This is a genomic window from Nocardiopsis alba DSM 43377, from assembly GCF_000341225.1.
Classification (GTDB): Bacteria; Actinomycetota; Actinomycetes; order Streptosporangiales; family Streptosporangiaceae; genus Nocardiopsis; species Nocardiopsis alba.
In genome coordinates this window covers 37,780-62,413 of the sequence record NZ_ANAC01000009.1, presented here as the reverse complement: position 1 = coordinate 62,413, position 24,634 = coordinate 37,780, and the positions used below count along the sequence as shown (strand labels likewise).

Here is a 24,634-nt window from a genome sequence, read left to right as displayed (position 1 = left end):
GACCGCTCCCTCGTCGACGGCGATGTCAGGCCGTGGGCAGCGGGGGAGGGGTGCCGCCGAACTCCGGGCACAGGGCCTGATGCTCGCACCAACCGCAGAGCTTGCTGCGTTTGGGCTCCCAGCGACCGGCGCGGCCGGCGGCCTCGATCCGTTCCCAGATGTCGGAGATCTCGGCCTCGGCCGCGGCGAGTTCCTCCTCGGTGGGGTCGTACCAGCGCACGGATCCGTCGCCCAGGTAGATGAGCTGGAGCCGGGCGGGGACCACCCCGAGATCGCGCCAGATCATGACCGCGTAGAAGAAGATCTGGAAGCGGGCCTTGTCCTCGAAACGGGGATGGGGCGACTTCCCGGTCTTGTAGTCGACCACTCTGATCTGGCCGGCGGGCGCCACGTCCAGACGGTCGACGTATCCCCGCAGGCGCAGACCCGTGGGCAACGACACCTCGAGGCGCATCTCGCGTTCCCGGGGTTCCAGGGTGACCGGGTTCTCCAGGTCGAAGTAGCGCCGGACCAGCTTCCGGGCCGACTCCAGCCACGCGTCGAGCCCCTCGCCGTCGGGGAAGAGCTGTTCGGCGACCTCGGGGTCGCTCTCCCGGAGCCGCTTCCACTGCGGGTCGACCAGGTCGAGCGCGCTCCGAGGGGTCCGGCTCTCGGCCGGAAGCTCGTAGAGGCGCTCCAGGCAGGCGTGGACCAGGGTTCCGCGCAGCGCGGCGGCGCTGGGCTTCTCGGGAAGCCGGTCGATCGTTCGGAAACGGAAGAGCAGCGGGCATTGCAGGAAGTCGGAGGCCCGGGAGGGCGAGAGGGCGGTCGGCAGCGGAGCGGTGGTCATGGTCCGAGCCTATGAGAGGACCGGCGGAGGGTCGTCATAGTCTGGGGCCGTGACCAACGGTAGTGACCCCTCCGCGCCTCGCCCCGACTCCCGTTCCCGGAAGCCGGGGTTACTGATCGGTCGTCCCTTCGGGGTGCCGGTCTACGTGACCTCCTCGTGGTGGATCGTGGCGGTGCTGATCACGCTGGTCTACGGAGGAATCGTCCAGACCCGTCTGGCCCTGGGCCCCTCGGCGTACCTGTTGGCCTTCGTCTTCGCGGTGCTGCTCTACGCGTCGGTCCTGGTGCACGAGCTGGCGCATTCGGTGGTGGCGCGCTGGTACGGACTGCCGGTGCGACGGATCGTGCTGTACGTCCTGGGCGGGGTCTCGGAGATCGACAGGGAGGCGCCCACCCCGGGACGGGAGTTCTGGATCGCCTTCTCCGGCCCCTTGCTGTCCCTGGTGCTGGCGGCGGGCGCGTACGGGCTGGCGCGGCTGGCCGACCCGTTCACGGTCACCGGCGAACTGCTCTTCCAACTGTGGATCGCCAACCTGCTGGTGGGCGTGTTCAACCTGTTGCCGGGGCTGCCCCTGGACGGGGGACGACTGTTGCGGGCCGGCGTCTGGAAGCTGACGGGTCGGCCGCACACCGCCGGTGTGGTCGCGGCATGGGGAGGCCGGATCCTGGCCTTGGGCGTGGCCGCCCTGCCGTTCCTGCTCGCGTGGAGCGCGGGCACCACCCCGGGACCCTGGGCCGTGGCGTGGGGGCTCTTCCTGGCCGGGTTCATGTGGCTGGGGGCCGGGGAGGCCCTGCGCAACGCGCGGGTGCGGTCGCGGGTGCCGGGGCTGCGCGCCCGGGAGCTCGCCCGCCCCGCCGTGGTGGTGACCGCCGATCTTCCGTTGGCGCGGGCCGACGCGATGCTCCGGGAGGCGGGCGCCGAGGCGGTGGTGGTGGCCGACTCGGCGGGGACGCCGATCTCGGTGATGCATCCCGCGGCGGCCGAGGCGATCTCCGACGCCCGACGCGCCTGGGTACCGGTCTCGGACGTGGCACGGGCGTTGACGGAGTACTCCCGGGTGCCGGCGGGGGAGGAGGGCGAGGAGCTCTTGGAACGGCTCGTACGCCATCCGCTGCCGGAGTATCTGGTGGTGGAGGAGGACGGTGGCGTGTTCGGTGTCCTACGGGCGAGCGACGTGAACGCGGCGATGACGGGGCGGGGGCGGAGCTGAGGCCCCGGGGGCGAGGGGGTCCGTGTCCGCTCAGCGTCGGACCCCCTGGGGCCACAGGACCGTGACCGGGCGTTCCAGGACGCGGGCGTAGGCGACGACGTCGGCGGTGCCGCCGGGACCGCGCGCGGGGAGCCCGTCCCAGACCGCGAGGATCCGGTCGCTCCGTTCGACGAGCAGACGTCCGGCGGCCATGTGGGCCCGGGGTTCGGAGGCGGTGTGCGGCAGTTCGTGGACCAGGACCGCCTGGGCCAGGAGACGATCGTAGAGCGTGTGGTGTTCGACCGGCAGCGCCTCGCGGTAGCCGGAGGCGGGGATGACGGCCTCCAACGGGGCGCCGGCCTCCAGGACGACCTCGGCGAAGACCGAGTCGGCCCCGTCGGCGAGGCAGGACAACCCGACCATGGCGTGTCCGTGGGGCTCCAGGTGCTCCCTGACCAGCCCGGCGACGTGGTCGCTCACCTCCGGGGCCAGGTTGCGGTGCCCGGTGATGCCGATACGGATCACATGACCTCCCTGTCGTTCGTTCGCGCCGGGTTTCTACCCATTGTCGGGGACGGAGGTAACCAGGGTCGAAAGCCTGTTGTCGAGGTCCTCGACGCAGGTCGCGTGGGGACCCCTATAGCCCTTGCGGAAGGAGCGCACCCGGCCCATGACCCTCTCGGAGGCGAAACGCATCCCGGTGGTCAGGGCCTCCTGGGCCAGCCGGAAGGCCTCGTCGACGTCCCCGGCCTCGGCGTGGGCGGAGGCCAGCTCGACCTTGAGCAGGGCGGACTGCTTGACGTTGCGGGAAGAGGGCGCCACGGCCTCGGCGAAGGCGGCGCGGGCCTCGTGCGGGGTGCGCAGACGTACCCCCACCAGGGCGCGGTAGCCGGCGACCTTGGCCTCGTCGAAGGCGAACACCCAGGGCCAGGGCGGGTGGGCGTTGTCGGGGCCGGAGACCTCGCGTTCCGCGTGACGCAGGGCGCCCAGGGCCGCCGCGCGATCGCCCAGGCCGGCGTGGGCGAGGGCGCCGATACAGGCCAGCCAGGCGCGGGCGGTGGGGTGCGCGTCGGGGCCCAGAACGTGTTCGGCCTCCTGGACCAGCCCCAGCCCCAGCTCGGGATCCTCGGCGGTCTCGATCTCGAAGGAGGCCAGCGAACCCAGCATGTACACGTCGAGCAGCCGCATCCCCGCCTGGCGGGCTCGGATCACGGCGGTGCGGTAGTGCATACGCGCCGATCCCATGTCCCCGAGGTCGGCGTTGAGCCAGGCGGCGAAGCCGGAGGCCTCGCTGGCGGCGGCGCTGAGTTCGGTGTGGAAGGGTGTCCCGCGCGAGCTCGTGAGCATCTGCTCGGCCAGGTGCACGTGAGTGGTCGCGCTGGGCAGCAGGTGACGCGCGGGCGAGGTGGCGTCCATGCGACGCTGCCCGCCGGTGATGGAGCGCAGGGCGGGGGCGGTGGTCTCGTCGACGCCGTGGTGGCCCGTGTGTTCGCCCGGGGCCGGGAAGTTCGGGAGGACGATGCCGCCCGGCACGAGCGTGCCCCCCGCGGGGCGTCGCCTCGTGGGGGCCGGGCCCAGGATGGTGCCCTCCTGCGGCAGGCCGCCGAAGCGGATCAGGTGCAACGGGATGTCGAGTCGCCGTGCCAGTTCCCGGACCTGCCCGACGGTGAGGGACTGCTGCCCGTTGACGACGCGGGAGACCCAGCTCTGTGAGTAGGTGAGCTCTCGGGCGAGCTCGCCCTGGGACCAGCCGCGCGCGGCGCGCACGCCTTCGATGACCGTCGGGATGTCGCAGCTCGCGAGAGCGGCGGCCATGCGCGGTCGGGTCCACAGGTCCTGGGGAAGGCCGTCAGGTTGGGGCATGGGCCTTAGGTTAGGGATTCCGGAGCGCCTTGGTGGCTATGTGTGAAAAAGAAGGTGTGATGCGTGATCCGCATACGGGCGTTCCGAGGGCCCGGGGATGCGGCACAGTGGGGTTGTGGGTCCGGCGGGTGTCGCCGTCGGAGCCGGAAGGAGGTCGGAACACGTGACCGTGGAGACGCCGCCCGCGGGGAGCCCGAGCCTGGCGAGGTACGAGGGCCTCGCCGCCCTGGCACTGCGGGGGATGGCGACCGAACTGCGTTCACGTGGGATCGAGGCCAGGGAGGACGGTGCCCGGGGCATCGTCCACACGGGCCCCGCCGCCCGACCTCAGGGCGCCGCCCTGCGGCCGCACCGCGGAGACCTGTGGTGGTGGATGCGATGGCCGTCCCGGGACGGGACGGCCGATTCGTCGACGGGGGTCCCGTTGACGCCGGTGGAGCGGACCTCCGACGCCGTTCGCAGGATCGTCGGTGTGATGGCGGCCGTCGAGGACGGCTGAGAAGAAGACATACACGCGGGTCGCGGCCCGCGTGAGTACGGGCTGTGCCAAGGCACAGCCCCGGGTGTGGGGCGGTGTCCGGGTCGAGGCCCGAACCCAGTCTCCCTCTGCGCGGGCTCCGGACCCGCCCGACACCCGAAGCCGCCCCGGTGCGTGATCGGGGCGGTGGCCTCCACCCCTTGACGGGTGCCTGGTAGTGCCGTTCCCTCCCCGGGGTCGGGCGCCCCCTCCGGGCCCGGGTCCGCCGTTTTCCCCGAGACGGCGAGACCCGGGCTCCAGACCTTGCCCGGCCCCTCGGCCCCGACAGGGGCGGCGCGGATCCCCCCTTCTCCTCCGGGATCCGCGTCGCCCCGGGCATCCGGAGACCCGGCTCCACCGTCCTAGGCGTGTCGGGCGTGGTCCTCGGTCGCGGCCAGGGCCGCGCCGACGATCCCGGCGGTGTTGCGCAGCGTCGCCGGCACGATCGGGGTGCGGATGTCCAGGTGGGGGAGGAAACGGTCGGCCTTGCGGCTGACCCCGCCGCCGACCACGATCAGGTCGGGCCACAGCAGGTCCTCGATCACCCGGTAGTAGCGGTTCAGGCGTTTTCGGGCCCACGCCTGGTAGGACAACTCGTCCCGTTTCCTGGCGCCGGACGAGGCTCGTGTCTCCGCGTCGTGCCCGTCGATCTCCAGGTGGCCGAACTCGGTGTTGGGGACCAGCCGCCCGTCCACCACCAGCGCCGTACCGATCCCGGTGCCCAGGGTCGTCATCAGGACCGTGCCGAGCACGCCCTTCGCGGCCCCGTAGCGGGCCTCGGCCAGAGCGGCGGCGTCGGCGTCGTTGAGCACGCGGACCGGCCGCCCGGTGGCCTGGGAGAACAGGGCCCGCGCGTCGGTCCCCACCCAGGGGCCGGGCAGGTTCGCGGCGGTGCGCACCGTCCCGTTCTGGACCACGCCGGGGAAGGTGACGCCGAGCGGGGTGCCCGCGGCCTCCGGGAAGTGGTCGGCGATCTCGGCGACGATCGCCGCCACGGCCTCGGGGCCGGGACGTTCGGGGGTGAGGATCTTGAGGCGATCGCGGAGGAACTCCCCGGAGTCCAGGTCGACCGGGGCCCCCTTGATACCGCTGCCGCCGATGTCGATTCCCAGGCCCGTGGTCGGCTCTGACATGGCTGGTGTCCCCCGTGGTCCTCGTGCGTCGATCGGATCGTGTGGGTCTGTCCCATGCCCGATCCTGCCCGAGAGAAAGGGTTTTCGCACGCCTGGTGGAGGGGGTCCGGGAGGGGCGGACGGTTCGGTCCGGTATCCGGGGGCCGATACGCTGGGCGACTGCCCCGAACAAACGCGACGTGGGAAGACGAGAGCGACGTTGACCGGTATCCATGGCCGCCGCGGCCCCTTCACCGACGGTGACACCGTGCAGTTGACCGACCCCAAGGGGCGCATGCACACGATCACACTGCGTGAGGGTGGCGCCTTCCACTCGCACAAGGGCAAGGTCGAGCACGACGATCTCATCGGCGAACCCGAGGGAAGCGTCGTCCGTTCCAACACGGGCACCGCCTATGTCGCGCTGCGCCCCCTGCTCATCGACTACACGCTCTCCATGAAGCGTGGGGCGACCATCGTCTACCCCAAGGACGCGGCCCAGGTCCTGGTGGAGGCCGACATCTTCCCCGGTGCCCGGGTGGTCGAGGCCGGCGCCGGATCGGGCGCCATGTCCAACTGGCTGCTGCGCGCGGTCGGCGAGAAGGGCATGGTGCACTCCTATGAGCGCCGCGCCGACTTCGCCGAGATCGCCCGCAAGAACGTCGAGAACTTCCACGGCGGTCCGCACCCGGCCTGGAGACTGACGGTGGGCGACCTGGTCGAGGAGCTCGACGAGACCGACGTCGACCGGGTCTTCCTCGACATGCTCGCTCCCTGGGAGTGCCTGGACGCCGTGGCCCGGGCCCTCATCCCGGGTGGCCTGGTGTGCTGCTACGTGGCCACCACGACCCAGCTCTCCCGGGTGGTGGAGGAGCTGCGCGAGGACGACCGGTTCTACGAGCCGCGCTCGTGGGAGACCATGCTGCGCACCTGGCACGTGGAGGGTCTGGCGGTGCGTCCGGACCACCGGATGATCGGTCACACCGGCTTCCTGGTGGTCGCCCGCCGCCTGGCCGACGGTGTCGAGGCCCCCGAGCGTCGCCGTCGTCCGGCCAAGGGCGCCTACGGCAAGGACTACGAGGCCTCCCGGAGCGCCGCGAAGGGCACCGAGGGCGCCGTGAACGGTGTGACGGAGGAGAGCTCCTCCACCGAGGACTGACGAGAGCCTCGCTTCGAGCCCGCCCGGGTACGCCCGGGCGGGCTTCTCCATGCCCGCCGAAGACGACGATGGGGGCTCCGGACGTGAACCGGGCTTTCCAGGTGATGGACACGGAGGTTACGTTCTCATTACGTCGCAGTGTGCTCTAGCACGATGACCTGCGGTTAAGCAAGACCTCAAAATGAGGCCTACGACACTCCCTCAAGCTGGGAGGTTAGGAAATGGGCAGGGGTAGGTACGCTCCCGAGTAGTCGTCCTTCTCATAGGGAGGTGGCGGACGTGGCCGAGCGCGAAGACGAGCGTCAGAGCGACCGGGACCGTGAAGTCGCTGAACTCACGGCCCAGGTCTCCTACATGGAAAAGGAACTCAGCGTGGTTCGGCGTAAGCTCGCCGACTCGCCCCGACATGTACGTCTGCTCGAGGAACGGTTGCGTGAGGTCCAAGCCGACCTCGCCGCGGCCAACGGGCAGAACGAACGGCTCGTCTCCACATTGAAGGAGGCGCGCGAGCAGATCGTGGCGCTCAAGGAGGAGGTCGACCGGCTCGCACAGCCGCCGTCGGGCTTCGGTGTCTACCTTGGGTCGCGCGAAGACGATACCGTCGAGATCTTCACCAACGGCCGCAAGATGCGCGTCAACGTCAGTCCCTCCGTGGATCTGGAGACGTTGCGGCCGGGCCAGGAGGTCATGCTCAACGAGGCGTTCAACGTCGTCGAGGTGGAGTCGTTCGAGACCGTCGGCGAGGTCGTCATGCTCAAGGAGATCCTTGAGGACGGCGAGCGGGCGCTGGTGATCTCACATCACGACGAGGAACGGATCGTGCGGCTGGCGGAGCCGCTGCGCGACGAACCGATCCGGCCGGGGGACTCGCTCCTGCTCGAACCCCGATCCGGGTACGTGTACGAGCGCATTCCCAAGTCCGAGGTCGAGGAGCTCATCCTCGAGGAGGTCCCCGACATCGCCTACACCGACATCGGTGGCCTGGCGGGGCAGATCGAGATGATCCGGGACGCGGTCGAACTGCCCTACCTGTACAAGGAGCTCTTCTACGAGCACCGTCTGCGTCCGCCCAAGGGTGTGCTGCTGTACGGCCCGCCCGGATGCGGTAAGACGCTCATCGCCAAGGCGGTCGCCAACTCGCTGGCCAAGCAGGTCGCCGAGCGCACCGGTCGGGACGTCGGCAAGAGCTTCTTCCTCAACATCAAGGGTCCGGAGCTGCTCAACAAGTACGTCGGCGAGACCGAGCGGCACATCCGCCTGGTCTTCCAGCGGGCCCGTGAGAAGGCCTCCGAGGGCACCCCGGTCATCGTGTTCTTCGACGAGATGGACTCGATCTTCCGCACCCGCGGTTCGGGGGTGTCCTCCGACGTGGAGAACACCATCGTCCCGCAGTTGCTCAGCGAGATCGACGGTGTCGAGGGGCTGGAGAACGTCATCGTCATCGGCGCCTCCAACCGCGAGGACATGATCGACCCGGCGATCCTGCGGCCCGGCCGTCTGGACGTCAAGATCAAGATCGAACGGCCCGACGCCGAGGCGGCCCGGGACATCTTCGGCAAGTACATCACCTCCGATCTGCCGCTGAACGAGGAGGACCTGGTCGAACACGGCGGGTCCGCCAAGGCCACGGTGGACGCCATGATCCAGCGGGTCGTGGAGCGGATGTACACCGAGGGGGAGGAGAACCGCTTCCTGGAGGTCACCTACGCCAACGGTGACAAGGAGGTCCTGTACTTCAAGGACTTCAACTCCGGCGCGATGATCGAGAACATCGTCTCCCGCGCCAAGAAGATGGCGATCAAGGACTTCATCGACAACAGGTCCAAGGGGATCAGGGTCTCCCACCTCCTCCAGGCCTGCGTCGACGAGTTCAGCGAGAACGAGGACCTGCCCAACACCACCAACCCGGACGACTGGGCCAGGATCTCCGGCAAGAAGGGCGAGAGGATCGTCTACATCCGGACCCTCGTGACGGGGAAGAAGGGCGCCGACGCCGGTCGCTCCATCGACACCGTCGCCAACACCGGTCAGTACCTGTGACCCGTGCTCGTCCGCGGTCACGGCCGCTGTGAGAGGGCCCGTCGGGACGTCCCGGCGGGCCCTCCCGCGTGTCGGGGGACGCCTCGTGTCGCGGCACACGAAGTATCCGGACAAAACGTTCCGGTCGAGTTTGTTCCTCTTTTCGTCTGTTTTTCTTGCGAATCCTCGCGAACCCGTTCCGAACTGCGCCGACACGCCGGTTCCCGCTCTTTCGAAACGCCCGGGAAGACGGCGCTTAGGCCACAATTGGCGCGGAAGCGTTCAAGACGGTGCCCCGGCGGATAACCTCTCATCATGAGTGTGCGGCGGATTATGGGTATCGAGACCGAATACGGGATCTCCGTGCCGGGAAACCCCGGCGCCAACGCGATGGTCACCTCTACCCAGGTGGTCAACGCCTACCTCGCCGCCTCGGCGGCCCGGGCCCGCAGGGCCCGTTGGGACTTCGAGGAGGAGAACCCGCTGCGCGACGCGCGGGGGTTCGATCTGGCGCGGGAGATGGCCGACCCGACCCAGCTGACCGACGAGGATCTGGGACTGGCCAACGTCATCCTCACCAACGGCGCGCGTCTGTACGTGGACCACGCGCATCCGGAGTACTCGGCCCCCGAGGTCACCAACCCGCTCGACGCGGTGCTGTGGGACAAGGCCGGAGAGAGGGTGATGGCCGACGCGGCGGCCCGGGCCGCGGCCACGCCCGGCGTCGAACCGATCCAGCTGTACAAGAACAACACCGACAACAAGGGCGCCTCCTACGGCTGCCACGAGAACTACCTGATGAACCGGTCGACCCCCTTCGGGGACATCGTCCGGCACCTCATCCCGTTCTTCGTCTCCCGCCAGGTGGTGTGCGGCGCCGGCAAGGTGGGGCTGGGCACCGACGGACAGGGCGGCGGTTTCCAGCTCTCCCAGCGGGCCGACTTCTTCGAGGTCGAGGTCGGTCTGGAGACCACCCTCAAGCGACCGATCATCAATACCCGGGACGAGCCCCACGCCGATCCCGAGCGTTACCGGCGTCTGCACGTGATCATCGGCGACGCCAACATGAGCGAGATCTCGACCTACCTCAAGCTGGGGACGACCTCCCTGGTGCTGTCGATGATCGAGGACGGCTTCCTCGAGGCGGACCTGTCCCTGGAGACGCCCGTCGCGGATCTGCGGGAGATCTCCCACGACCCCGGTCTGACCCACCGGGTCCGGCTGCGGGACGGTCGGCGCATGACCGCCCTGGAACTCCAGGGCGAGTACCTGGACCAGGCCCGCAAGTACGTCGAGGACCGTTTCGGTACGGACGTGGACCCCGATACCGCCGACGTGCTGGACCGGTGGGAGTCGGTGCTGGCCCGACTCGCGTCGGACCCGATGGACCTGGCCGAGGAGCTGGACTGGGTGGCCAAGCTGAAGGTCCTGGAGGGGTACCGTTCGCGCGATGGTCTGGAGTGGACCCACCCCCGACTCCAGATGGTGGATCTCCAATACTCCGACGTCCGTCAGGACAAGGGCGTCTACAACCGGCTCGCCGCCCGCGGGAAGGTTCGAAGGCTCGTGGAGGAGTCGGAGGTCGCCCGGGCCGTCACCGAGCCGCCCGAGGACACCAGGGCCTACTTCCGGGGCCGTTGCCTGGCCAAGTACCCGGACGAGGTCGCGGCCGCCTCCTGGGACTCGGTCATCTTCGACCTGCCCGGTCACGACTCCCTCCAGCGGGTTCCCACCCTGGAGCCGCTCCGGGGCACCAGGGAGCATGTGGGGGCCCTGCTGGACGCGGCGCCCACCGCCGTCGACCTGGTGGCGATCCTGGGCGGGAACCGACGGGGCTGAGGTCCGGTCGACGGGGGACCTTCGGGGCCGTTCGTGTCCGGCGCGCGAGCGTGCGGGACGGGCGGCCCCTCCGCGTTCGTCCGTTCCTCGCGTGCGAACGCGGGCGGCCCCGCCCGCTGACGCGGACGGGGCCGTCGGGAGCGCGGGCCCCGGGGTCGGGGACACCGATCTACCGAGAGGGTGATCCGTGGATCAGGTGCGCAGGGTCAGACCCCAGCTGCTCAGCATCGGGTTGACCTCCTGGTAGTAGGTGGTGCCGCCGAAGGAGCAGTTGCCGGAGCCACCGGAGGTGACGCCCTGGGCCTGGCTGCCGGAGATGAAGGAGCCGCCGGAGTCACCGGGCTCGGCGCAGACGTTGGTGCGGGTCAGGTTCTGCACGGTGCCCTGGGGGTAGCTCACCGTCTGGCCGCGGGCCTGGACGGTGCCGCAGTGCCAGCCGGTGGTGGAGCCGGAACGGCAGATCTGCGAGCCGATCGCCGCCTGCGAGGAGCCGGATACGGTCGCGTAACCACCGGTGTTGTAGCGGCTGACCAGGTTGGTCAGGGTGAAGTTCGAGGTGCCGCGGACGAAGGCGGAGTCGTTGCCGGGGAAGACGGAACGCTCGAAGACGCCCTGGCCGTTGCCGATGCTGACCGGGGTGCCGACGGTGCCGCAGTGGCCGGCGGTGACGAACCCGGGCTGGCCGGAGGCGTTGGTGGCCGCGAAGCCGACCGAGCAGCGCCCACCCATGGTGTAGGCGAGACCGCCGATGATGTCGGCGTACAGCTCGGGCTGCTCGGTGGTGCTCTCCACCTTGACGTCGGCGGTGTCCACACCGGCGTCGGCGAGCAGGGAGTCCACGTCGGCACCGGAGCCCTCGAGGACCTCGAGGACGACCGTGTCGGAGTGGATGTCGGGGTACCAGCCCACGACGCCGGGCTGAGCGTCGGCCGCGTTCAGGTCGGCGACGATCTCCTCCAGGCCCTCCATGCCGTGCGAGACCACCTTGGCCTCGGCGCCGGCGGCCTCGACCGCCTCGACGGCGGAGGCGTCGGTGACCAGGACGGTCAGGGTGAGGCTGTCGGTGTCGAAGATGGAGCCGCCGTAGGAGTCGGCTGCGGCCGCGGTGGCGGCCTCGTCGATCTCGAAGGACTCGGCCTGCGCCTCGAGGAGCTCGTCGGCCTGAGAGGGGGACAGGCCGAGGTCGCGCTGGAGGGCCTCGACCATGGTGGTGGCCTCGGCTTCATCCGGGGTGGGGGACTGGGGGAGGGGGCCGGTCGCCGCGAGGGCAGCCGGGGAGGTGGTCAGAGCCAGACCGAAGGCCAAGGCCGCGGTACCTATGGCGGAGACAACGGGGGAGGGTCTCATTGATCCCTACTCTCCAGGGGGACTGACGGGGGATCGGAGGTCGAACGTGTTCGCTCTCCGTTGTTCACCGAGACATTCGGTAAACAACGCCCAACCATAAGTGCACGTTTTGGTGAGGGAAAGACGGTCAAGCGGGGAAATCATTCAGGTTGACGCCCCATGATCGGGTCATCGGGTGATGACCGTCGCTGTCCGTCGCGAACACGGGGCGTCACCTAGTCGTAGCCGTACCGTTTGGTCACGGACTGAAGTGCATATGTGTGCGCAAGGGGGTATATCTGGCCAGATCCGGACAAAGGTACTGGGTTCCGAGCGGGTTCACGTGAACACGCCGTTACACGAAAAGGGCCTCACCGAGGGGAATCGTCGGGGGCGGCCTCGCCCCGCACCGGAGACACGCCCGGGGCGAGGGGCACCGGAACCGTCATCCGCCCGCTCCCCAGGGGACGATTCGAGGTAACTAGCGGGTATCGGGCCCCGGGAAGGGGGTTGAGCCGGGTGCCGTTGGGCCAAGATAAGGGCGAGAGCCCCGAACGGGAGGTAGCAAACGATGGCGACTAAGGACACCGGTGGTCAGAAGCACTCCTCGCGTCGTGACGAGGAGGTCGAGGAGACCGAGGCCTCCGCGGAGACCGTGGAACGCAACGAGGAACTCGACGAGAACGTCGACGACATCCTCGACGAGATCGACGACGTCCTGGAGAGCAACGCCGAGGACTTCGTGCGTCAGTTCGTGCAGAAGGGCGGTCAGTGACCGTCCTGGAACGGTTCGCTGACAGCGCATTCGGAGGCCCCCGGCCCCGTGACGCGCAAGGTTAAGGTCGATCCTGTCGGCCCGGTCGGGCCGGCCCCGACCGGAACGGCCGGTCGACGTACAACGGATGACGAGCGCCCCATCCATCCCGAGACGGGGTGGGGCGCCAGTGGAGGGAGTCGCGTGTTCGAAGGGTTCGAGGGCGGAGGGTTGCCGGCCGCTTTCATGAGTGCGGGTACCTCGTCCTTCACCGAGTTCCTCCGGGCGGTCAACCCCGAGTTGCTGCCCGGACAGCACCTGAACGCCACGGGAGGGGTCGTCGAACACCTCACACCGGACGCGACGACCATCGTCGCCCTGACCTTCCCCGGCGGTGTCCTGTTGGCCGGGGACCGAAGGGCCACCCAGGGCAACGTCATCGCCAACAGGGACATGGACAAGCTCTACCGCACCGACGAGTACTCGGCGGTGGCCATCGCGGGTTCGGCCGGCATCGGCATCGAACTGGCACGGCTCTACCAGGTGGAGCTCGAACACTACGAGAAGCTGGAGGGTCGCTCCCTCTCCCTCGAGGGTAAGGCGAACAAACTCGCCCAGATGGTCCGGGGCAACCTGGGCATGGCGATGCAGGGCTTCGTGGTGATCCCCCTGCTGGTCGGCTACGACGAGGCCACCGGCCAGGGGCGTGTCTTCAGCTACGACGCCGCGGGCGGCCGCTACGAGGAACAGCGCTACCACTCGATCGGGTCCGGTTCGGTCTTCGCCAAGGGCTCGATCAAGAAGCTCTACCGCGACGACCTCGACGAGACCACCGCGATCAAGGTCGCCCTGGAATCGCTCTACGACGCGGCCGACGAGGACTCCGCCACCGGCGGCCCCGACCTGCACCGCAGGATCTTCCCCCTGATCGACGTGATCACCGAGGACGGTCACCGTCGGGTCCCCACCGAGGACGTCGCCCGACTGGCCACGGAGGTGGTCGAGGGACGCGCCGTACATCCGGACGGACCCACGGCCCGACTGGACTGAGCGGCCCAGCGCCCCCACGACAGACCTCTCCCGACTAGGTAAGGAAACGATCCGCGGTGTCGATGCCGTTCTACGTCGCCCCCGAACAGCAGATGAAGGACAAGGCGGACTACGCGCGCAAGGGAATCGCGCGCGGCCGTAGCGCCGTCGTCCTCCAGTACGAGGGCGGAATCCTTCTGGTGGCGGACAACATGTCCCGCACCCTGCACAAGATCAGCGAACTCTACGACCGCATCGGCTTCGCCGCCGTCGGCCGCTATCCCGAGTTCGAGAACCTGCGTCTGATGGGCGTGCGCTTCGCCGACGTGCGCGGTTACCAGTTCGACCGCCGTGACGTCAGCGGACGTCAGCTCGCCAACATCTACGCCCAGACCCTGGGCACCGTCTTCAGCGAGAGCCTCAAGCCCTGGGAGGTCGAGATCGTCGTCGCCGAGGTCGGCGACACGGCCGCCGAGGACGAGATCTACCGCATCACCTTCGACGGTTCCATCGTCGACGAGCAGGGCTTCGTCGCGGTCGGTGGTTCCTCCGAGCACGTCGCGAGCGTGCTCAAGGACCACTTCGTCGCCGACGCCTCGCTCGCCGCGGCCCTCAACGCGGCCACCCAGGCCCTGGCCCGAGAGAACGGGGAGGAACGCGACCTGGAGGCCGGCAACCTGGAGGTCGCCGTGCTGGAACGCTCCAGGCAACACCGTAAGTTCCGCCGTATCCACGGCGACCGTCTCATCTCCCTCCTGGAGGAGGGCAAGGGGAACGGTCCCGGGGACGCCTCCGACGGCGAGAACGGTACCGATGGAGAGGCCGACCGGACCTGACGTACGAGGACGACGGTGCGACGCCACCGGAGCGTCGCACCGTCCGGGCGGGTGGGACGACGAGGCCCCGTCGTCTTCACCACGGTGACGGGAGTTGGTGAGGCCGCGTGGAACGACGGATCTTCGGGCTGGAGAACGAGTACGGGGTCACGTGCACCTTCCGGGGACAGCGCAGGCTGTCGCCGGACGAGGTCGCCCGCTATCTGTTCCGACGGGTGGTCTCGTGGGGACGCAGCAGCAACGTGTTCCTGCGCAACGGCGCCCGCCTGTACCTGGACGTGGGGAGCCACCCCGAGTACGCCACCCCCGAGTGCGACGACCTCGTGGACCTGGTGGCCCACGACAAGGCCGGCGAACGCATCCTGGAGGGGTTGCAGATCGACGCCGAGCAGCGCCTGCACGAGGAGGGCATCGCCGGCGACATCTACCTGTTCAAGAACAACACCGACTCCGCGGGCAACTCCTACGGTTGCCACGAGAACTACCTCGTGGGACGGCACGGCGAGTTCGGCCGCCTCGCCGACGTCCTCATCCCCTTCCTGGTCACCCGTCAGATCGTCTGCGGCGCGGGCAAGGTGCTCCAGACCCCCCGGGGAGCCCTGTACTGCGTCAGCCAGCGCGCCGAGCACATCTGGGAGGGCGTCTCCTCCGCGACCACGCGTTCGCGCCCCATCATCAACACCCGGGACGAGCCGCACGCCGACGCCGAGCGCTTCCGTCGTCTGCACGTCATCGTGGGCGACTCCAACATGAGCGAGACCACCACCCTCCTCAAGCTGGGCTCGACCGATCTGGTGCTGCGGATGATCGAGGCCGGGGTGGTCATGCGCGACTACACCCTGGAGAACCCGATCCGGGCGATCCGCGAGATCAGCCACGACATGACCGGGCGGCGCAAGGTGCGTCTGGCCAACGGCCGTGAGGCCAGCGCCCTGGAGGTCCAACGCGAGTACCTGGACAAGGTGCAGAGCTACGTGGACCGCCACGGCACCGACCCCGTGGGCAAGCGGGTCCTGGACCTGTGGCAGCGCACCCTGGAGGCGGTGGAGACCCAGAACCTGGAGTCGGTCTCCCGGGAGATCGACTGGGTCGCCAAGTACATGCTGCTGGAGCGCTACCGCGACAAGCACGACCTGTCGCTGTCCTCGCCCCGTGTGGCCCAGCTCGACCTCACCTACCACGACATCCACCGCGACCGCGGCCTGTTCTACCTCATGCAGAACCGCGGCCAGATGGAACGCGTGACCGGGGATCTGAAGATCTTCGAGGCCAAGTCGGTGCCACCGCAGACCACGAGGGCGCGACTGCGCGGCGAGTTCATCCGCCGGGCCCAGGAACAGCGGCGCGACTTCACCGTGGACTGGGTGCACCTCAAGCTCAACGACCAGGCACAGCGGACCGTTCTGTGCAAGGACCCGTTCAAGTCCGTGGACGAACGGGTGGAGAAACTGATCGCCGGTATGTGAGCGAGGTTTTCGGTCCCACGGATCGGACACGCGGAACCGGGCCCCGTCGGCGGTGGAGGACACCGTCCGACGGGGCCTTTCGACTTCCATCGGTTCCCCGGGGTGGCCGCACCCGCTCTTTTCGGTAGTGTGACCCTGTCCTGTGCCGGAAATCAGAGGTTGTGACCATGCACCGACGTGCCGCCGCCCTCGCGGTGCCACTGACCGCCATCGCCCTGGCGGTGTCAAGCTGCGGATCGATTCCCGAGGATTGGAAGACCCCCGCCTTCCTCCGTATGAACGAGGAGGAACTCGACCCCCGGCTGCCCGACGTCACCGGTGAGGTCGGTGAGGAACCGCAGATCACCTTCCCGGACGCCCAGCCTCCCGAGGAAGAGATCTCCGGCGTGGTCGACAAGGGGCCCGGCGAGAACGGCCTGGTCGGCGCGGACGACCTGCTCGTGGCCAACGTCGTCCAGTACCAGTGGACGGGGCCGGGCGAGGGCGAGGAGATGGAGGGCCAGTCCAGCTACGAGACCGGCGCCCCCGACCTCGTGCGCATGGCCGAGATGCCCGAGTACATCACCGACACGCTGGTCAGCCAGCCTCTGGGCAGCCGGGCGGTCTACGTCTTCCCGGCCCTGACCCAGGAGGAGCGGGAGCAGGCCGAGGCGATGGGGCAGGAGGCTCCCGAGGGGGCCAGCGTCCTGGTCATCGACATCATGGACCGCTACTCCAAGGGCGCCGTGGTGCCGGGCGAGCAGACCGAGGAGGGCGGCGGCGATCTGCCGACCGTCACCCAGGAGGGTCACAGCGAGCCCACCATCGAGATCCCCGACACCGATCCGCCCAAGGATCTGGAGGTCCTCCCCCTCATCGAGGGTCAGGGCGCCGAGGTCGAGGAGGGCCAGCAGGTCATCGCCCAGTACACGGGCGTGCGCTGGGAGGCCGACGAGAACGGCGGGCACGAGGTCTTCGACTCCACCTGGAGCCGTGGCGGTGATCCCTTCGACACCACCATCGGCGCCGGAGCGGTGATCGAGGGCTGGGACAAGGGCATGGTCGGCCAGAAGGTCGGCAGCCGTCTGCTGCTGGTCGTCCCCGGTGACCAGGCCTACGGCGAGACCGAGGAGGAGGCCATGGGCGGCCCGGTGGGCACCCTGGTCTTCGTGATCGACATCCTGGGCGCCTACGACAACCCGCCCCAGCCCGAGCCCGAGGAGCTGGAGGGCGACGGAGGCGAGCAGGCCGGCGACGGCGCCGCAGACGAGGAGGCGGAGGAGGAGTAACCCCCTTCTCCACGAAGGTCGACCGATCTCGAAGGCCCCGCGAGTACCGCTCGCGGGGCCTTTCCTCTGACACGCAGAACGAAGGGACCTGCGGGAACACGGCGATCCGTATGCGTAGAGTCGTCACCCGGAGTGACCACGGCCGGAGGGGGAGCCATGCCGGAGCGGAGGCGTTACTGCTACGTGTCGGGTCTGCGTCTGGGGATCCCGGCGCTGGAGGAGCTCTGCGCCCGGGGCCGGCCGCCGAGCCTGGTGATCTCCTACTCGGCCGAGCTGGCGCACCGCTGCGGCTACACCGACTTCGAGACCGTCACGCGCGCGCACGACCTGCCGCACCTGCGCGCGGCCGACATCAACGGCGACGAGGTCGGTGACGCGCTCTCCTCGCACGGGATCGACCTGATGGTCGTGGCCGGATGGTCGCAGCTCATCCACGAAGAGGTCCTGGACTCCCTGCCCCTGGGCGGGGTCGGCGTGCACCCCTCGCCGCTTCCGGTGGGCCGGGGCCGGGCCCCCATCCCGTGGACCATCCTGCGCGACATGAGCTCCAGCGCCGTCACCCTCTTCCACCTGGACGGTGAGGCCCAGGCGGGCGACATCGTGGACCGGATCCGGTTCGACGTGCCCTCCGACGTGACCGCCACCGGCCTGTACGAGCGGGTCGGGCATCTACAGTCCGAACTCATCCTGCGCAACCTGGACGCCCTCCTGGAGGGGCGCGCTCCCCGGCGTCCGCAGAGCGGTCACGCGTCGGTGTGGCCCCGGCGTCGCCCCTGCGACGGCCATCTGGACCTGACCGCGGCGGGGCGCGACGTGGACCGGATGGTGCGGGCCCTGGCCTCCCCCTACCCGGGGGCGTTCGCGATGTTCGGCGGGGCCAGGATCACCTTCTGCTCCGGAAACCTGGTGCCGGAGATCGTGGGTGGGGACCCCGGCCAGGTGGTCTCGGCCGGATCGGGGCGGGAATGGGGCGTCACCTGCGGGGACGGATCCGTGTTCGTGCCGGAGGTGGTGCGTGTGGACGAGGGCGTCAGGGCGGACCCGACCTCGTTGGCCATGTTCCGTCCAGGGAGGTACTTCGACGTCCCCTCCGCTCACATGCTCTCCGCGGCCGGGCGCGTGCCGGTTCAGGTCGAGTACGACACGGGCGGGCTCCACCCCACCGCGCACATGAACGGCGGCTCCGCCCTCTGACCGGCTCAGGGGCGCAGTAGAGAGGCCGCGTGACGTCCGGCCGCCGCCGAGCTCAGGAAGGCCGCGCGGTCCTCCTCCAATCCGCGTCCCATCGTGGAGACCTTCACCGGTAGGGAACGGATCTCGTCCTCCAGCCCGGTCACCGGGACCTCCACCAGCGTGTGCCGCTCGCCCAACGGCCAGGCCTGGTCGCGCACGTGTTCGCCGAAGATCCCCGGCAGATCCGGGACCACCACCTCCGAAGGGGCCAGGGCGACCCGGCCGTAGGCGGTCAGGCTGTGGTGCGAGACCCCCTGATGGCGTGGGCGCGGGTCGGCCTCGCTCACCCGCAGCGCCGCCACGGGGCGTCCTCCCAGGACCGCGGCGGCGTTGAGCGCCTCTCCACAGGCCACGCCGGAGAAACCCCAAGGGGTGCCGGTGCCCAGGTTCCCGGGGCCCTGGCAGACCACCGCGATCTCCGCGCCCAGGACGTGCCGGGCGGCCAGGAGCCCGGAGTGCACCGTGACGGCCTCCAGGTCTCCACCGAAGGCCTGCCCGGTGGTGACACAGCCGGCCAACAGGTCGTTCTCCCGTAGCACCCCGATCACCTGTGAGAACGCGGCGGGCAGGGCGCCGCCGTCGAGCATCACGTTGACCACGCGTGTTCCGGGACGCTCGGACCGGATCCCGGCCAGGACGGCGGGGAGCGCCGAGTGCAGGTCGGCCACCACCACCGGCATATCGTCCACGCCCCGGGCGGAGCGCAGGATCTCGTGGTGGGGGGAGCCCTGCTCGTCCGCCCCCAGGACGGTGGCCTGGAGCGGCGTGTAACGAGCCTTGACCAGGTGTCCGGGCCCCTCGTGGTCGGGCGGCAGACGGTCGGGCAGAGCCACCACCAACGCGTAGCCGCCGGTGCCCAGCCCCAGGTCCAGGGCGCCCGTGTTGAGGAGCACGGAATCACCCACCTCGGGTGTCCCGACCAGCTCGGGGTAGGCCAGGGCGCGGCAGGTGGGGGCCTCTTCCTCGTCGTTCGCTTCGTCGGTGCTCAGGGAGACCGAGCACAGGAGGACCCCCGGCCACGAGGGCAGGAGTCGACGGACTTCACCACGGCGCCACCGGATCATGATCGGGACGGTACCTTCGAAGCTGAACCGAAGGTGGGAGGACGCGCCCTCGCGGCCCCACCCGGTCCATCATCACAGGGCGAAGGAGTGCGGACGATGTCGCGCAGGAAGACCGAACGGCAGCTCAACCTGGTCATCTGCCTGTTGTCCACGCGGCGCCACTTGACCGCTCAGGAGATCAGGAAGACGGTCCAGGGGTACGCGGAGGCCGAGACCGAGTCGGCCTTCAAGCGCATGTTCGAGCGCGATAAGAGGGAACTGCGCGACAGCGGCATTCCGATCCAGGTGGGAACCGGTGACGCCTTCAGTGGAGAGGAGGGTTACCGCATCTCCCGCTCGGACTACGAACTGTCCGAGATCGAACTGATGCCCGACGAGGCCCTCGTACTGGGCCTGGCGGCACGGGCCTGGCGGCACGCCTCTCTGGGGGAGGCGGCGGCCAACGCCCTGTTCAAGCTGCGTTCGGCCGGCGTCCCGGTGGACGCCGAGGCCGCCCCCGGGCTGACCCCGACCATGCGGACCGACGAGCCGGCCTTCGGCCCCATCTGGCAGGCGGTGCGGGACCGACGTCCGGTCGTCTTCTCGTACCGCAAACCGGGGCAGGCCGAACCGCAGCGGCGTGAGATCGAGCCGTGGGGCATCGTGAACCGGAGCGGTCACTGGTACGTGGTCGGCCACGATCGGCTGCGAGAGGACCGTCGGGTCTTCCGGCTCGGGCGGATCCAGGGCGAGGTGACCGTGGTGCGCACCGGTCCGGACGTGAGCGTGCCCGCCGGTGTCGATCTGCGCTCGGTGGTCTCGGAACAGAGCGTCGAACCCGAGCACACCGCCACCGTGCGGGTGCGGGCCGACTCCGCGCACGCTCTGCGCCGCAGCGCACTGCGCGTGGTCCCCGGGGAGCGTGAGGGAGGGGGACGGGCCTGGGACACCCTCACCCTTCCCTACACCGACACCGCGACCCTGGTGCGGCGGGTGGCCGAGCAGGGGGCCAACGCCGAGGTCGTGGAGCCCGCCCAGGCGCGCGCCGCCGTGGCCGCCCACCTGGCGGGCATCGTCGCGGCCCCGACGGGGGAGCCCGGGCCGAGGGCCGAGCCGGTGGAGGGCGAGACGCCCGGACGCGGCCCCCGTTCGGCCGACCAGTTGCGCCGGTTGCTGATGCTGGTCCCCTACGCGCTGGGGCGCGACGTCCGGGTACCCGAGGTGGCCCGGCACTTCGGCCTCAGCGAGAAGCAGGTGGTGTCGGACCTGAGCCTGCTGTGGATGTGCGGGCTGCCCGGTTACACGCCCGGCGATCTCATCGAGGTGGACCTGGACGCCGCCAAGGAGACCGGCGAGATCATCATCGGCAACGCCGAGACCCTGGCCCAGCCGCTGCGGCTGACCGCGGACGAGGCGGCCAGCCTGGTGGTGGGCCTGTCCCTGCTGGAGGCGCTGCCCGAGGCCCAGGGGGTGGAGGGCGAGGTCCTCAAGCGGGTGGGGGAGAAACTGCGCGGCGCCGCCGGTACGGCCGTGGGCGACCTGGCCGACGCGGTCCAGGTCAGGGTGGAGACCGACGAGCAGGTGGCGCAGACCCGGCGGCGCTGCTCCCAGGCTCTGGAGGCCGGACAGCGTATGCACCTGCGCTACCTGTCGGGCTACCTGGACCAGGTCACCGAACGCGATGTGGACCCGATGGGGCTGGTGGTGCAGGACGGTCAGACGTTCCTGGAGGGGTACTGCCACCTGCGTCAGGACGTGCGCCTGTTCCGCCTGGACCGGGTACTCGAACTGACGGTGCTGCCCTACGCGGCCCAGGTGCCCGAGGGTGTGGGGCGCAGGGACCTGTCCAAGGGGATCCTTCAGCGCTCCGACCGCGACGCCCTGGTCACCCTGGCCCTGGAACCGTCCGCCCGTTGGGTCACCGAGGACTACGTGTGCGAGTCGGTCGTCGAGTCGGCCGACGGCGGGGTCTTCGCGACCCTGCGCACCCCGGCCCCGGCCTGGGTGGCGAGGCTGGCGTTGTCCCTGGGGGCCGAGGGACGTGTGGTGTCTCCCACGAACCTGGCCGACGAGGTGCGGAGCGAGGCGGAGCGGGCTCTGAAGCCCTACGAGGAAGGGTGAAACCACCTCGAACAGGACGAGACCGTTTTGTCGTCGGAGTGAGTCTCAGCCGTTCATCGGGGGGCGAGGTGTAGGTCATCTGGAAAGGGATAAGGTGAAACCGTGATCGCCCTCGCTGTCCTTTTCGGCACGGTTATCGCCGGCCTGTGCGTCGTCGGGTCCCTCACATCGAGGGTCCGACACGAGGCCGCCGTGCTGTCCGAGAAGGTGTCCCGGGCGACGGACGGGCGCCAGGTGAGCAGCGCTGACCTGCGCGAGCGCATTCAGAGGGAAGGGTCGCGGCGATGACGGCCCACCGAGTCGATGCGCGTACCATCAGAGGCGCTCGGTCGCGCCCCACAGAGAGGTAGAACCATGGGACCGTTCAACGGACCTACCATCGTCATCCTGGTGTTCCTGGCCATCCTGCTGTTCGGAGCCAAGAAGCTCCCGGACCTGGCCCGCTCCCTGGGCCGTAGCGCCCGTATCCTCAAGGCCGAGAGCAAGGGCCTGATCGACGAGGAGAACGAGAACGGGAACGAGGCCGCCGGCGAGCAGAACCGGCAGCAGGCGCAGCAGCAGCCTCAGCAGAACCCGGCTCCGCAGCAGAACCAGCAGCAGGGCTACCCGCAGCTTCCCCCCGGTCAGCGCATCGTCAACGAGTCCGGTGAGACCACCGACCGGACCTACAACCAGTAGTCCGGGGATGCCGTCGCCTTCGAGCGGCGGTCCTCCCGCCGCCCGTCACCGGCGAGCGACGGGATTTCCGGGTGTTCGCGAGGCCCGTGAGGACGGTACGGTCCGGCAAGGCCGTGGCGGTGTCCTCGGGCGGGCGACGGTTCCGCCGGCCGACGTCTCCAGGACCCCCTACCGGTGGGATGGCGCCGTGTCGCTTGGGCGCCGCCCCGGACGTTCGTGGCAGACGGGGCCCGCGTGGGCGGGCCGGGATGAGAAGAGAGTGACCAGACGATGAGCCCCCGAGGGCGAACAGCCAACCCGGACGCCCGGATGCCGCTCATGGACCATCTGCGCGAGCTGCGCAACCGTCTGGCCAAGGTCCTGGTCATCCTGTTGCTGGGCGCCGTGCTCGGTTTCGTGTTCTACGACCGGATCTGGGCCTTCCTCACCGAGCCCTACTGCTCGCTGCCGGCCTCCCAGGTCGTGGACGGCGGTGGCTGCTCCCTCATCGTCACCGGTCCCTTCGACGGCTTCTTCGTCGCCTTCAAGGTCTGGTTGTTCTTCGGGGCCCTCGCCACCACGCCGCTGTGGCTCTACCAGCTGTGGGCCTTCGTCGCCCCCGCGCTGCACAAGAACGAGAAGAAGTACGCCTACATCTTCGCCCCGCTGGCCGCGATGCTGTTCATCCTCGGCGCGGCCCTGGCCTACACGATCACCTCGTTGGCCTTGCAGATGCTCTTCGGCTTCCTGCCCCAGGACGCCGACCCCTATCTGACCATCGGGGAGTACCTGAACTACATGCTCATCATGATGGGCATGTTCGGGCTCGGCTTCATCATGCCGCTGCTGGTGGCGCTGCTCAACATCCTAGGGCTCCTCGAACACGCGACCCTCGCCAAGTGGCGTCGCGTCATCATCTTCTGCGCCTTCCTCGTCGCCGCGATCGTCACCCCGGCCGAGCCGATCTCCATGCTGGCGCTGGCCATCCCCCTGGTGGTGCTGTTCGAGATCGCCGAGCTGTTCTGTTTCCTCAACGACCGCCGCCGGCGCAAGAGCGATCCCACCTCCGAGTTGGGCGACGACGAGATCTCCGAACTCGATGACCGCCCCTCCGACCTGGGAGAACTCGAGGACACCGGTTCGGGTGAGAGCGGCGGCAAGGGCGCCTGAGCGTTCCTCGCGAAGCGGTGTGGCGCGACGCCGCACGCGCTAGTGTTCGGGTCCAGGGGCGGAGGAACGCCGCCCCGGGAGCGACGAGCGGCATGTCGTCGACCCGGTGTGGACGGGCGCCTCCTCGTCCGTGACGATGGGGGAGTACCATCGCCGCCAACGTGAGGAGGCCGATCGGGAGGTCTCGGCCGAGGATCCCCGAATCGGTACGCACATCCGGGCGCGAGGGTGTGCGGGTACCTCACTCGCCCCCAGTCACATCCCGCATCCCAGCCCTGGGTAGCTAAGGACAGGCATATGTCCCCTCATATCGCCCTTCTTGTCAACCCGGCCTCCGGTCGACGTCGCGCCGCCGTCATCGCGGTCCGGCTCAAGGAGGCCCTGCGCGCGGCCGGAGCCCGCGTGCACGTCTATACGGGCCGTTCGGCCGCCGACAGCCGCCGCCTGGCCCGGCTGGCCGTCTCCGACCGTCCCGACGCCCTGGTGGCGGTGGGCGGTGACGGCCTGGTACACCAGGCACTCCAGGCGGTGGTGGGCAGTGGAGTGCCCCTGGCGGTCGTCCCGGCCGGCAGCGGCAACGACATCGCCCGGGCCTTCGGCTCGCGGCACACCTCCGCCCGTCGGACGGCCGAGACGATCCTGGCCGGACGCACCCGCTCCAGCGACGTCATCCGGCTGACCCTGCCCGACGGCGGGAGACGCTATTACATGAGCGTCCTGGCCTGCGGTTTCGACGCCCGTGTCAACGAGAGGGTCAACGGTCTGCGCTTCGGCATGGGTCGGGCCGGTTACCTGTACGGGATCGTGGCCGAGACGCGCTCCTTCGATCCCATCGACTTCGAGATCGACATCGACGGCAGACGGATCAGCGAACGCGGCATGCTCGTGGCGGTCGGCAACACCGACTCCTACGGCGGCGGCCTGAAGATGTGCGCCGGGGCCGAACCCGACGACGGCCTCCTCGACGTGGTCCTGATCCGCGAGGCCCCGCTCTCCCGCTTCGTCCGCCACTTCCCCAGGATCCTCAAGGGATCCCACGTGGAGCTGGAGGAGGTCCGTGTGGAACGCGGGAGCAGTGTCACCGTTCGTGGAGACGCCGGGATCGCCTACGCGGACGGTGAACGTATGGGGCCCACGCCCCTGATGTGCCAGGTGGTGCCTAAAGCGGTCGAGATGTTGGAGCCGACCTCATAGTCTGAGAGAC

The 24,634-nt window shown here is 69.5% G+C and carries 21 protein-coding genes; 15 read left to right on the top strand and 6 right to left on the bottom strand.

Features of this window, described 5'->3' with window-relative positions:
• Nucleotides 1-25: 25 nt before the first annotated feature.
• A complete protein-coding gene (locus tag D451_RS0106995) occupies nt 26-829 on the bottom strand; it encodes a RecB family exonuclease (protein ID WP_017533888.1) in 804 nt (267 codons plus the stop codon).
• Nucleotides 830-878: 49 nt separating this feature from the next.
• Here D451_RS0106995 and D451_RS0106990 point away from each other — a divergent pair, with 49 nt between their 5' ends.
• Nucleotides 879-2,039, top strand: coding sequence for a site-2 protease family protein (locus D451_RS0106990; RefSeq protein WP_017533887.1), 1,161 nt, complete (start codon nt 879-881; stop codon nt 2,037-2,039).
• Between the two features lie 30 nt (nt 2,040-2,069).
• Here the strand turns inward: D451_RS0106990 and D451_RS0106985 are convergent, their stop codons facing one another.
• A complete protein-coding gene (locus tag D451_RS0106985) occupies nt 2,070-2,543 on the bottom strand; it encodes a DNA-processing protein DprA (protein ID WP_014909529.1) in 474 nt (157 codons plus the stop codon).
• Between the two features lie 33 nt (nt 2,544-2,576).
• On the bottom strand, nt 2,577-3,833 hold the full coding sequence (locus D451_RS0106980; protein WP_026124881.1) for a helix-turn-helix domain-containing protein: 1,257 nt from the start codon (nt 3,831-3,833) through the stop codon (nt 2,577-2,579).
• A gap of 211 nt (nt 3,834-4,044) precedes the next feature.
• Between D451_RS0106980 and D451_RS0106975 the strand changes: the two genes are divergently transcribed.
• Nucleotides 4,045-4,380 carry a hypothetical protein gene (locus D451_RS0106975; RefSeq protein WP_234305708.1) on the top strand — a complete coding sequence of 112 codons (336 nt, stop codon included), beginning with the start codon at nt 4,045-4,047 and terminating at the stop codon, nt 4,378-4,380.
• A 380-nt stretch (nt 4,381-4,760) separates the two neighbouring features.
• Here D451_RS0106975 and ppgK read toward each other — a convergent pair whose 3' ends face one another.
• Entirely contained in the window at nt 4,761-5,531 is a 771-nt protein-coding gene (gene ppgK, locus D451_RS0106970; RefSeq protein ID WP_014910967.1) for a polyphosphate--glucose phosphotransferase, read from the bottom strand.
• A 199-nt stretch (nt 5,532-5,730) separates the two neighbouring features.
• Between ppgK and D451_RS26310 the strand changes: the two genes are divergently transcribed.
• From D451_RS26310 to dop, 3 genes are all read left to right on the top strand, one after another.
• Nucleotides 5,731-6,669, top strand: coding sequence for a tRNA (adenine-N1)-methyltransferase (locus tag D451_RS26310; RefSeq protein WP_017533885.1), 939 nt, complete (start codon nt 5,731-5,733; stop codon nt 6,667-6,669).
• A gap of 270 nt (nt 6,670-6,939) precedes the next feature.
• A complete protein-coding gene (gene arc / locus D451_RS0106960; RefSeq protein ID WP_081536535.1) occupies nt 6,940-8,709 on the top strand; it encodes a proteasome ATPase in 1,770 nt (589 codons plus the stop codon).
• 294 nt (nt 8,710-9,003) lie between these two features.
• Nucleotides 9,004-10,527 carry a depupylase/deamidase Dop gene (gene dop, locus D451_RS0106955; protein ID WP_036567840.1) on the top strand — a complete coding sequence of 508 codons (1,524 nt, stop codon included), beginning with the start codon at nt 9,004-9,006 and terminating at the stop codon, nt 10,525-10,527.
• A gap of 192 nt (nt 10,528-10,719) precedes the next feature.
• On the opposite strand, the gene D451_RS0106950 is transcribed toward dop, so the two are convergent.
• A complete protein-coding gene (locus D451_RS0106950; protein WP_014909500.1) occupies nt 10,720-11,874 on the bottom strand; it encodes a S1 family peptidase in 1,155 nt (384 codons plus the stop codon).
• Nucleotides 11,875-12,424: 550 nt separating this feature from the next.
• On the opposite strand from D451_RS0106950, the gene D451_RS0106945 reads away from it, so the two are divergent.
• The 6 genes from D451_RS0106945 to D451_RS0106920 all read left to right on the top strand — a co-directional run bounded on the left by D451_RS0106945 (nt 12,425) and on the right by D451_RS0106920 (nt 18,400).
• The gene (locus tag D451_RS0106945) at nt 12,425-12,628 is read left to right on the top strand and encodes a ubiquitin-like protein Pup (RefSeq protein ID WP_014910028.1); all 204 of its coding nucleotides are present in this window, start codon (nt 12,425-12,427) and stop codon (nt 12,626-12,628) included.
• Nucleotides 12,629-12,811: 183 nt separating this feature from the next.
• Nucleotides 12,812-13,657, top strand: coding sequence for a proteasome subunit beta (gene prcB / locus D451_RS0106940; RefSeq protein ID WP_017533884.1), 846 nt, complete (start codon nt 12,812-12,814; stop codon nt 13,655-13,657).
• Nucleotides 13,658-13,713: 56 nt separating this feature from the next.
• Complete coding sequence (prcA, locus tag D451_RS0106935) at nt 13,714-14,472, top strand: proteasome subunit alpha (protein ID WP_014912290.1); 759 nt, start codon at nt 13,714-13,716, stop codon at nt 14,470-14,472.
• A 107-nt stretch (nt 14,473-14,579) separates the two neighbouring features.
• Complete coding sequence (gene pafA, locus D451_RS0106930) at nt 14,580-15,938, top strand: Pup--protein ligase (RefSeq protein ID WP_014912838.1); 1,359 nt, start codon at nt 14,580-14,582, stop codon at nt 15,936-15,938.
• Between the two features lie 167 nt (nt 15,939-16,105).
• Nucleotides 16,106-17,206, top strand: coding sequence for an FKBP-type peptidyl-prolyl cis-trans isomerase (locus D451_RS0106925; RefSeq protein WP_187294480.1), 1,101 nt, complete (start codon nt 16,106-16,108; stop codon nt 17,204-17,206).
• Between the two features lie 156 nt (nt 17,207-17,362).
• A complete protein-coding gene (locus D451_RS0106920; protein ID WP_014911045.1) occupies nt 17,363-18,400 on the top strand; it encodes a methionyl-tRNA formyltransferase in 1,038 nt (345 codons plus the stop codon).
• 5 nt (nt 18,401-18,405) lie between these two features.
• On the opposite strand, the gene D451_RS0106915 is transcribed toward D451_RS0106920, so the two are convergent.
• The gene (locus tag D451_RS0106915; RefSeq protein WP_014911750.1) at nt 18,406-19,503 is read right to left on the bottom strand and encodes a DUF3866 family protein; all 1,098 of its coding nucleotides are present in this window, start codon (nt 19,501-19,503) and stop codon (nt 18,406-18,408) included.
• A 96-nt stretch (nt 19,504-19,599) separates the two neighbouring features.
• Here D451_RS0106915 and D451_RS0106910 point away from each other — a divergent pair, with 96 nt between their 5' ends.
• The 4 genes from D451_RS0106910 (at nt 19,600) to D451_RS0106890 (ending at nt 24,624) form a co-directional block, all read left to right on the top strand.
• A complete protein-coding gene (locus D451_RS0106910; RefSeq protein WP_017533883.1) occupies nt 19,600-21,603 on the top strand; it encodes a helix-turn-helix transcriptional regulator in 2,004 nt (667 codons plus the stop codon).
• 354 nt (nt 21,604-21,957) lie between these two features.
• Nucleotides 21,958-22,281 (top strand): Sec-independent protein translocase subunit TatA, encoded by a 324-nt coding sequence (gene tatA / locus D451_RS0106900; protein WP_014911188.1) that lies wholly within the window; start codon nt 21,958-21,960, stop codon nt 22,279-22,281.
• Nucleotides 22,282-22,590: 309 nt separating this feature from the next.
• A complete protein-coding gene (gene tatC / locus D451_RS0106895; RefSeq protein ID WP_014908968.1) occupies nt 22,591-23,430 on the top strand; it encodes a twin-arginine translocase subunit TatC in 840 nt (279 codons plus the stop codon).
• Between the two features lie 297 nt (nt 23,431-23,727).
• Complete coding sequence (locus tag D451_RS0106890; protein ID WP_014908414.1) at nt 23,728-24,624, top strand: diacylglycerol/lipid kinase family protein; 897 nt, start codon at nt 23,728-23,730, stop codon at nt 24,622-24,624.
• Nucleotides 24,625-24,634 lie beyond the last annotated feature (10 nt).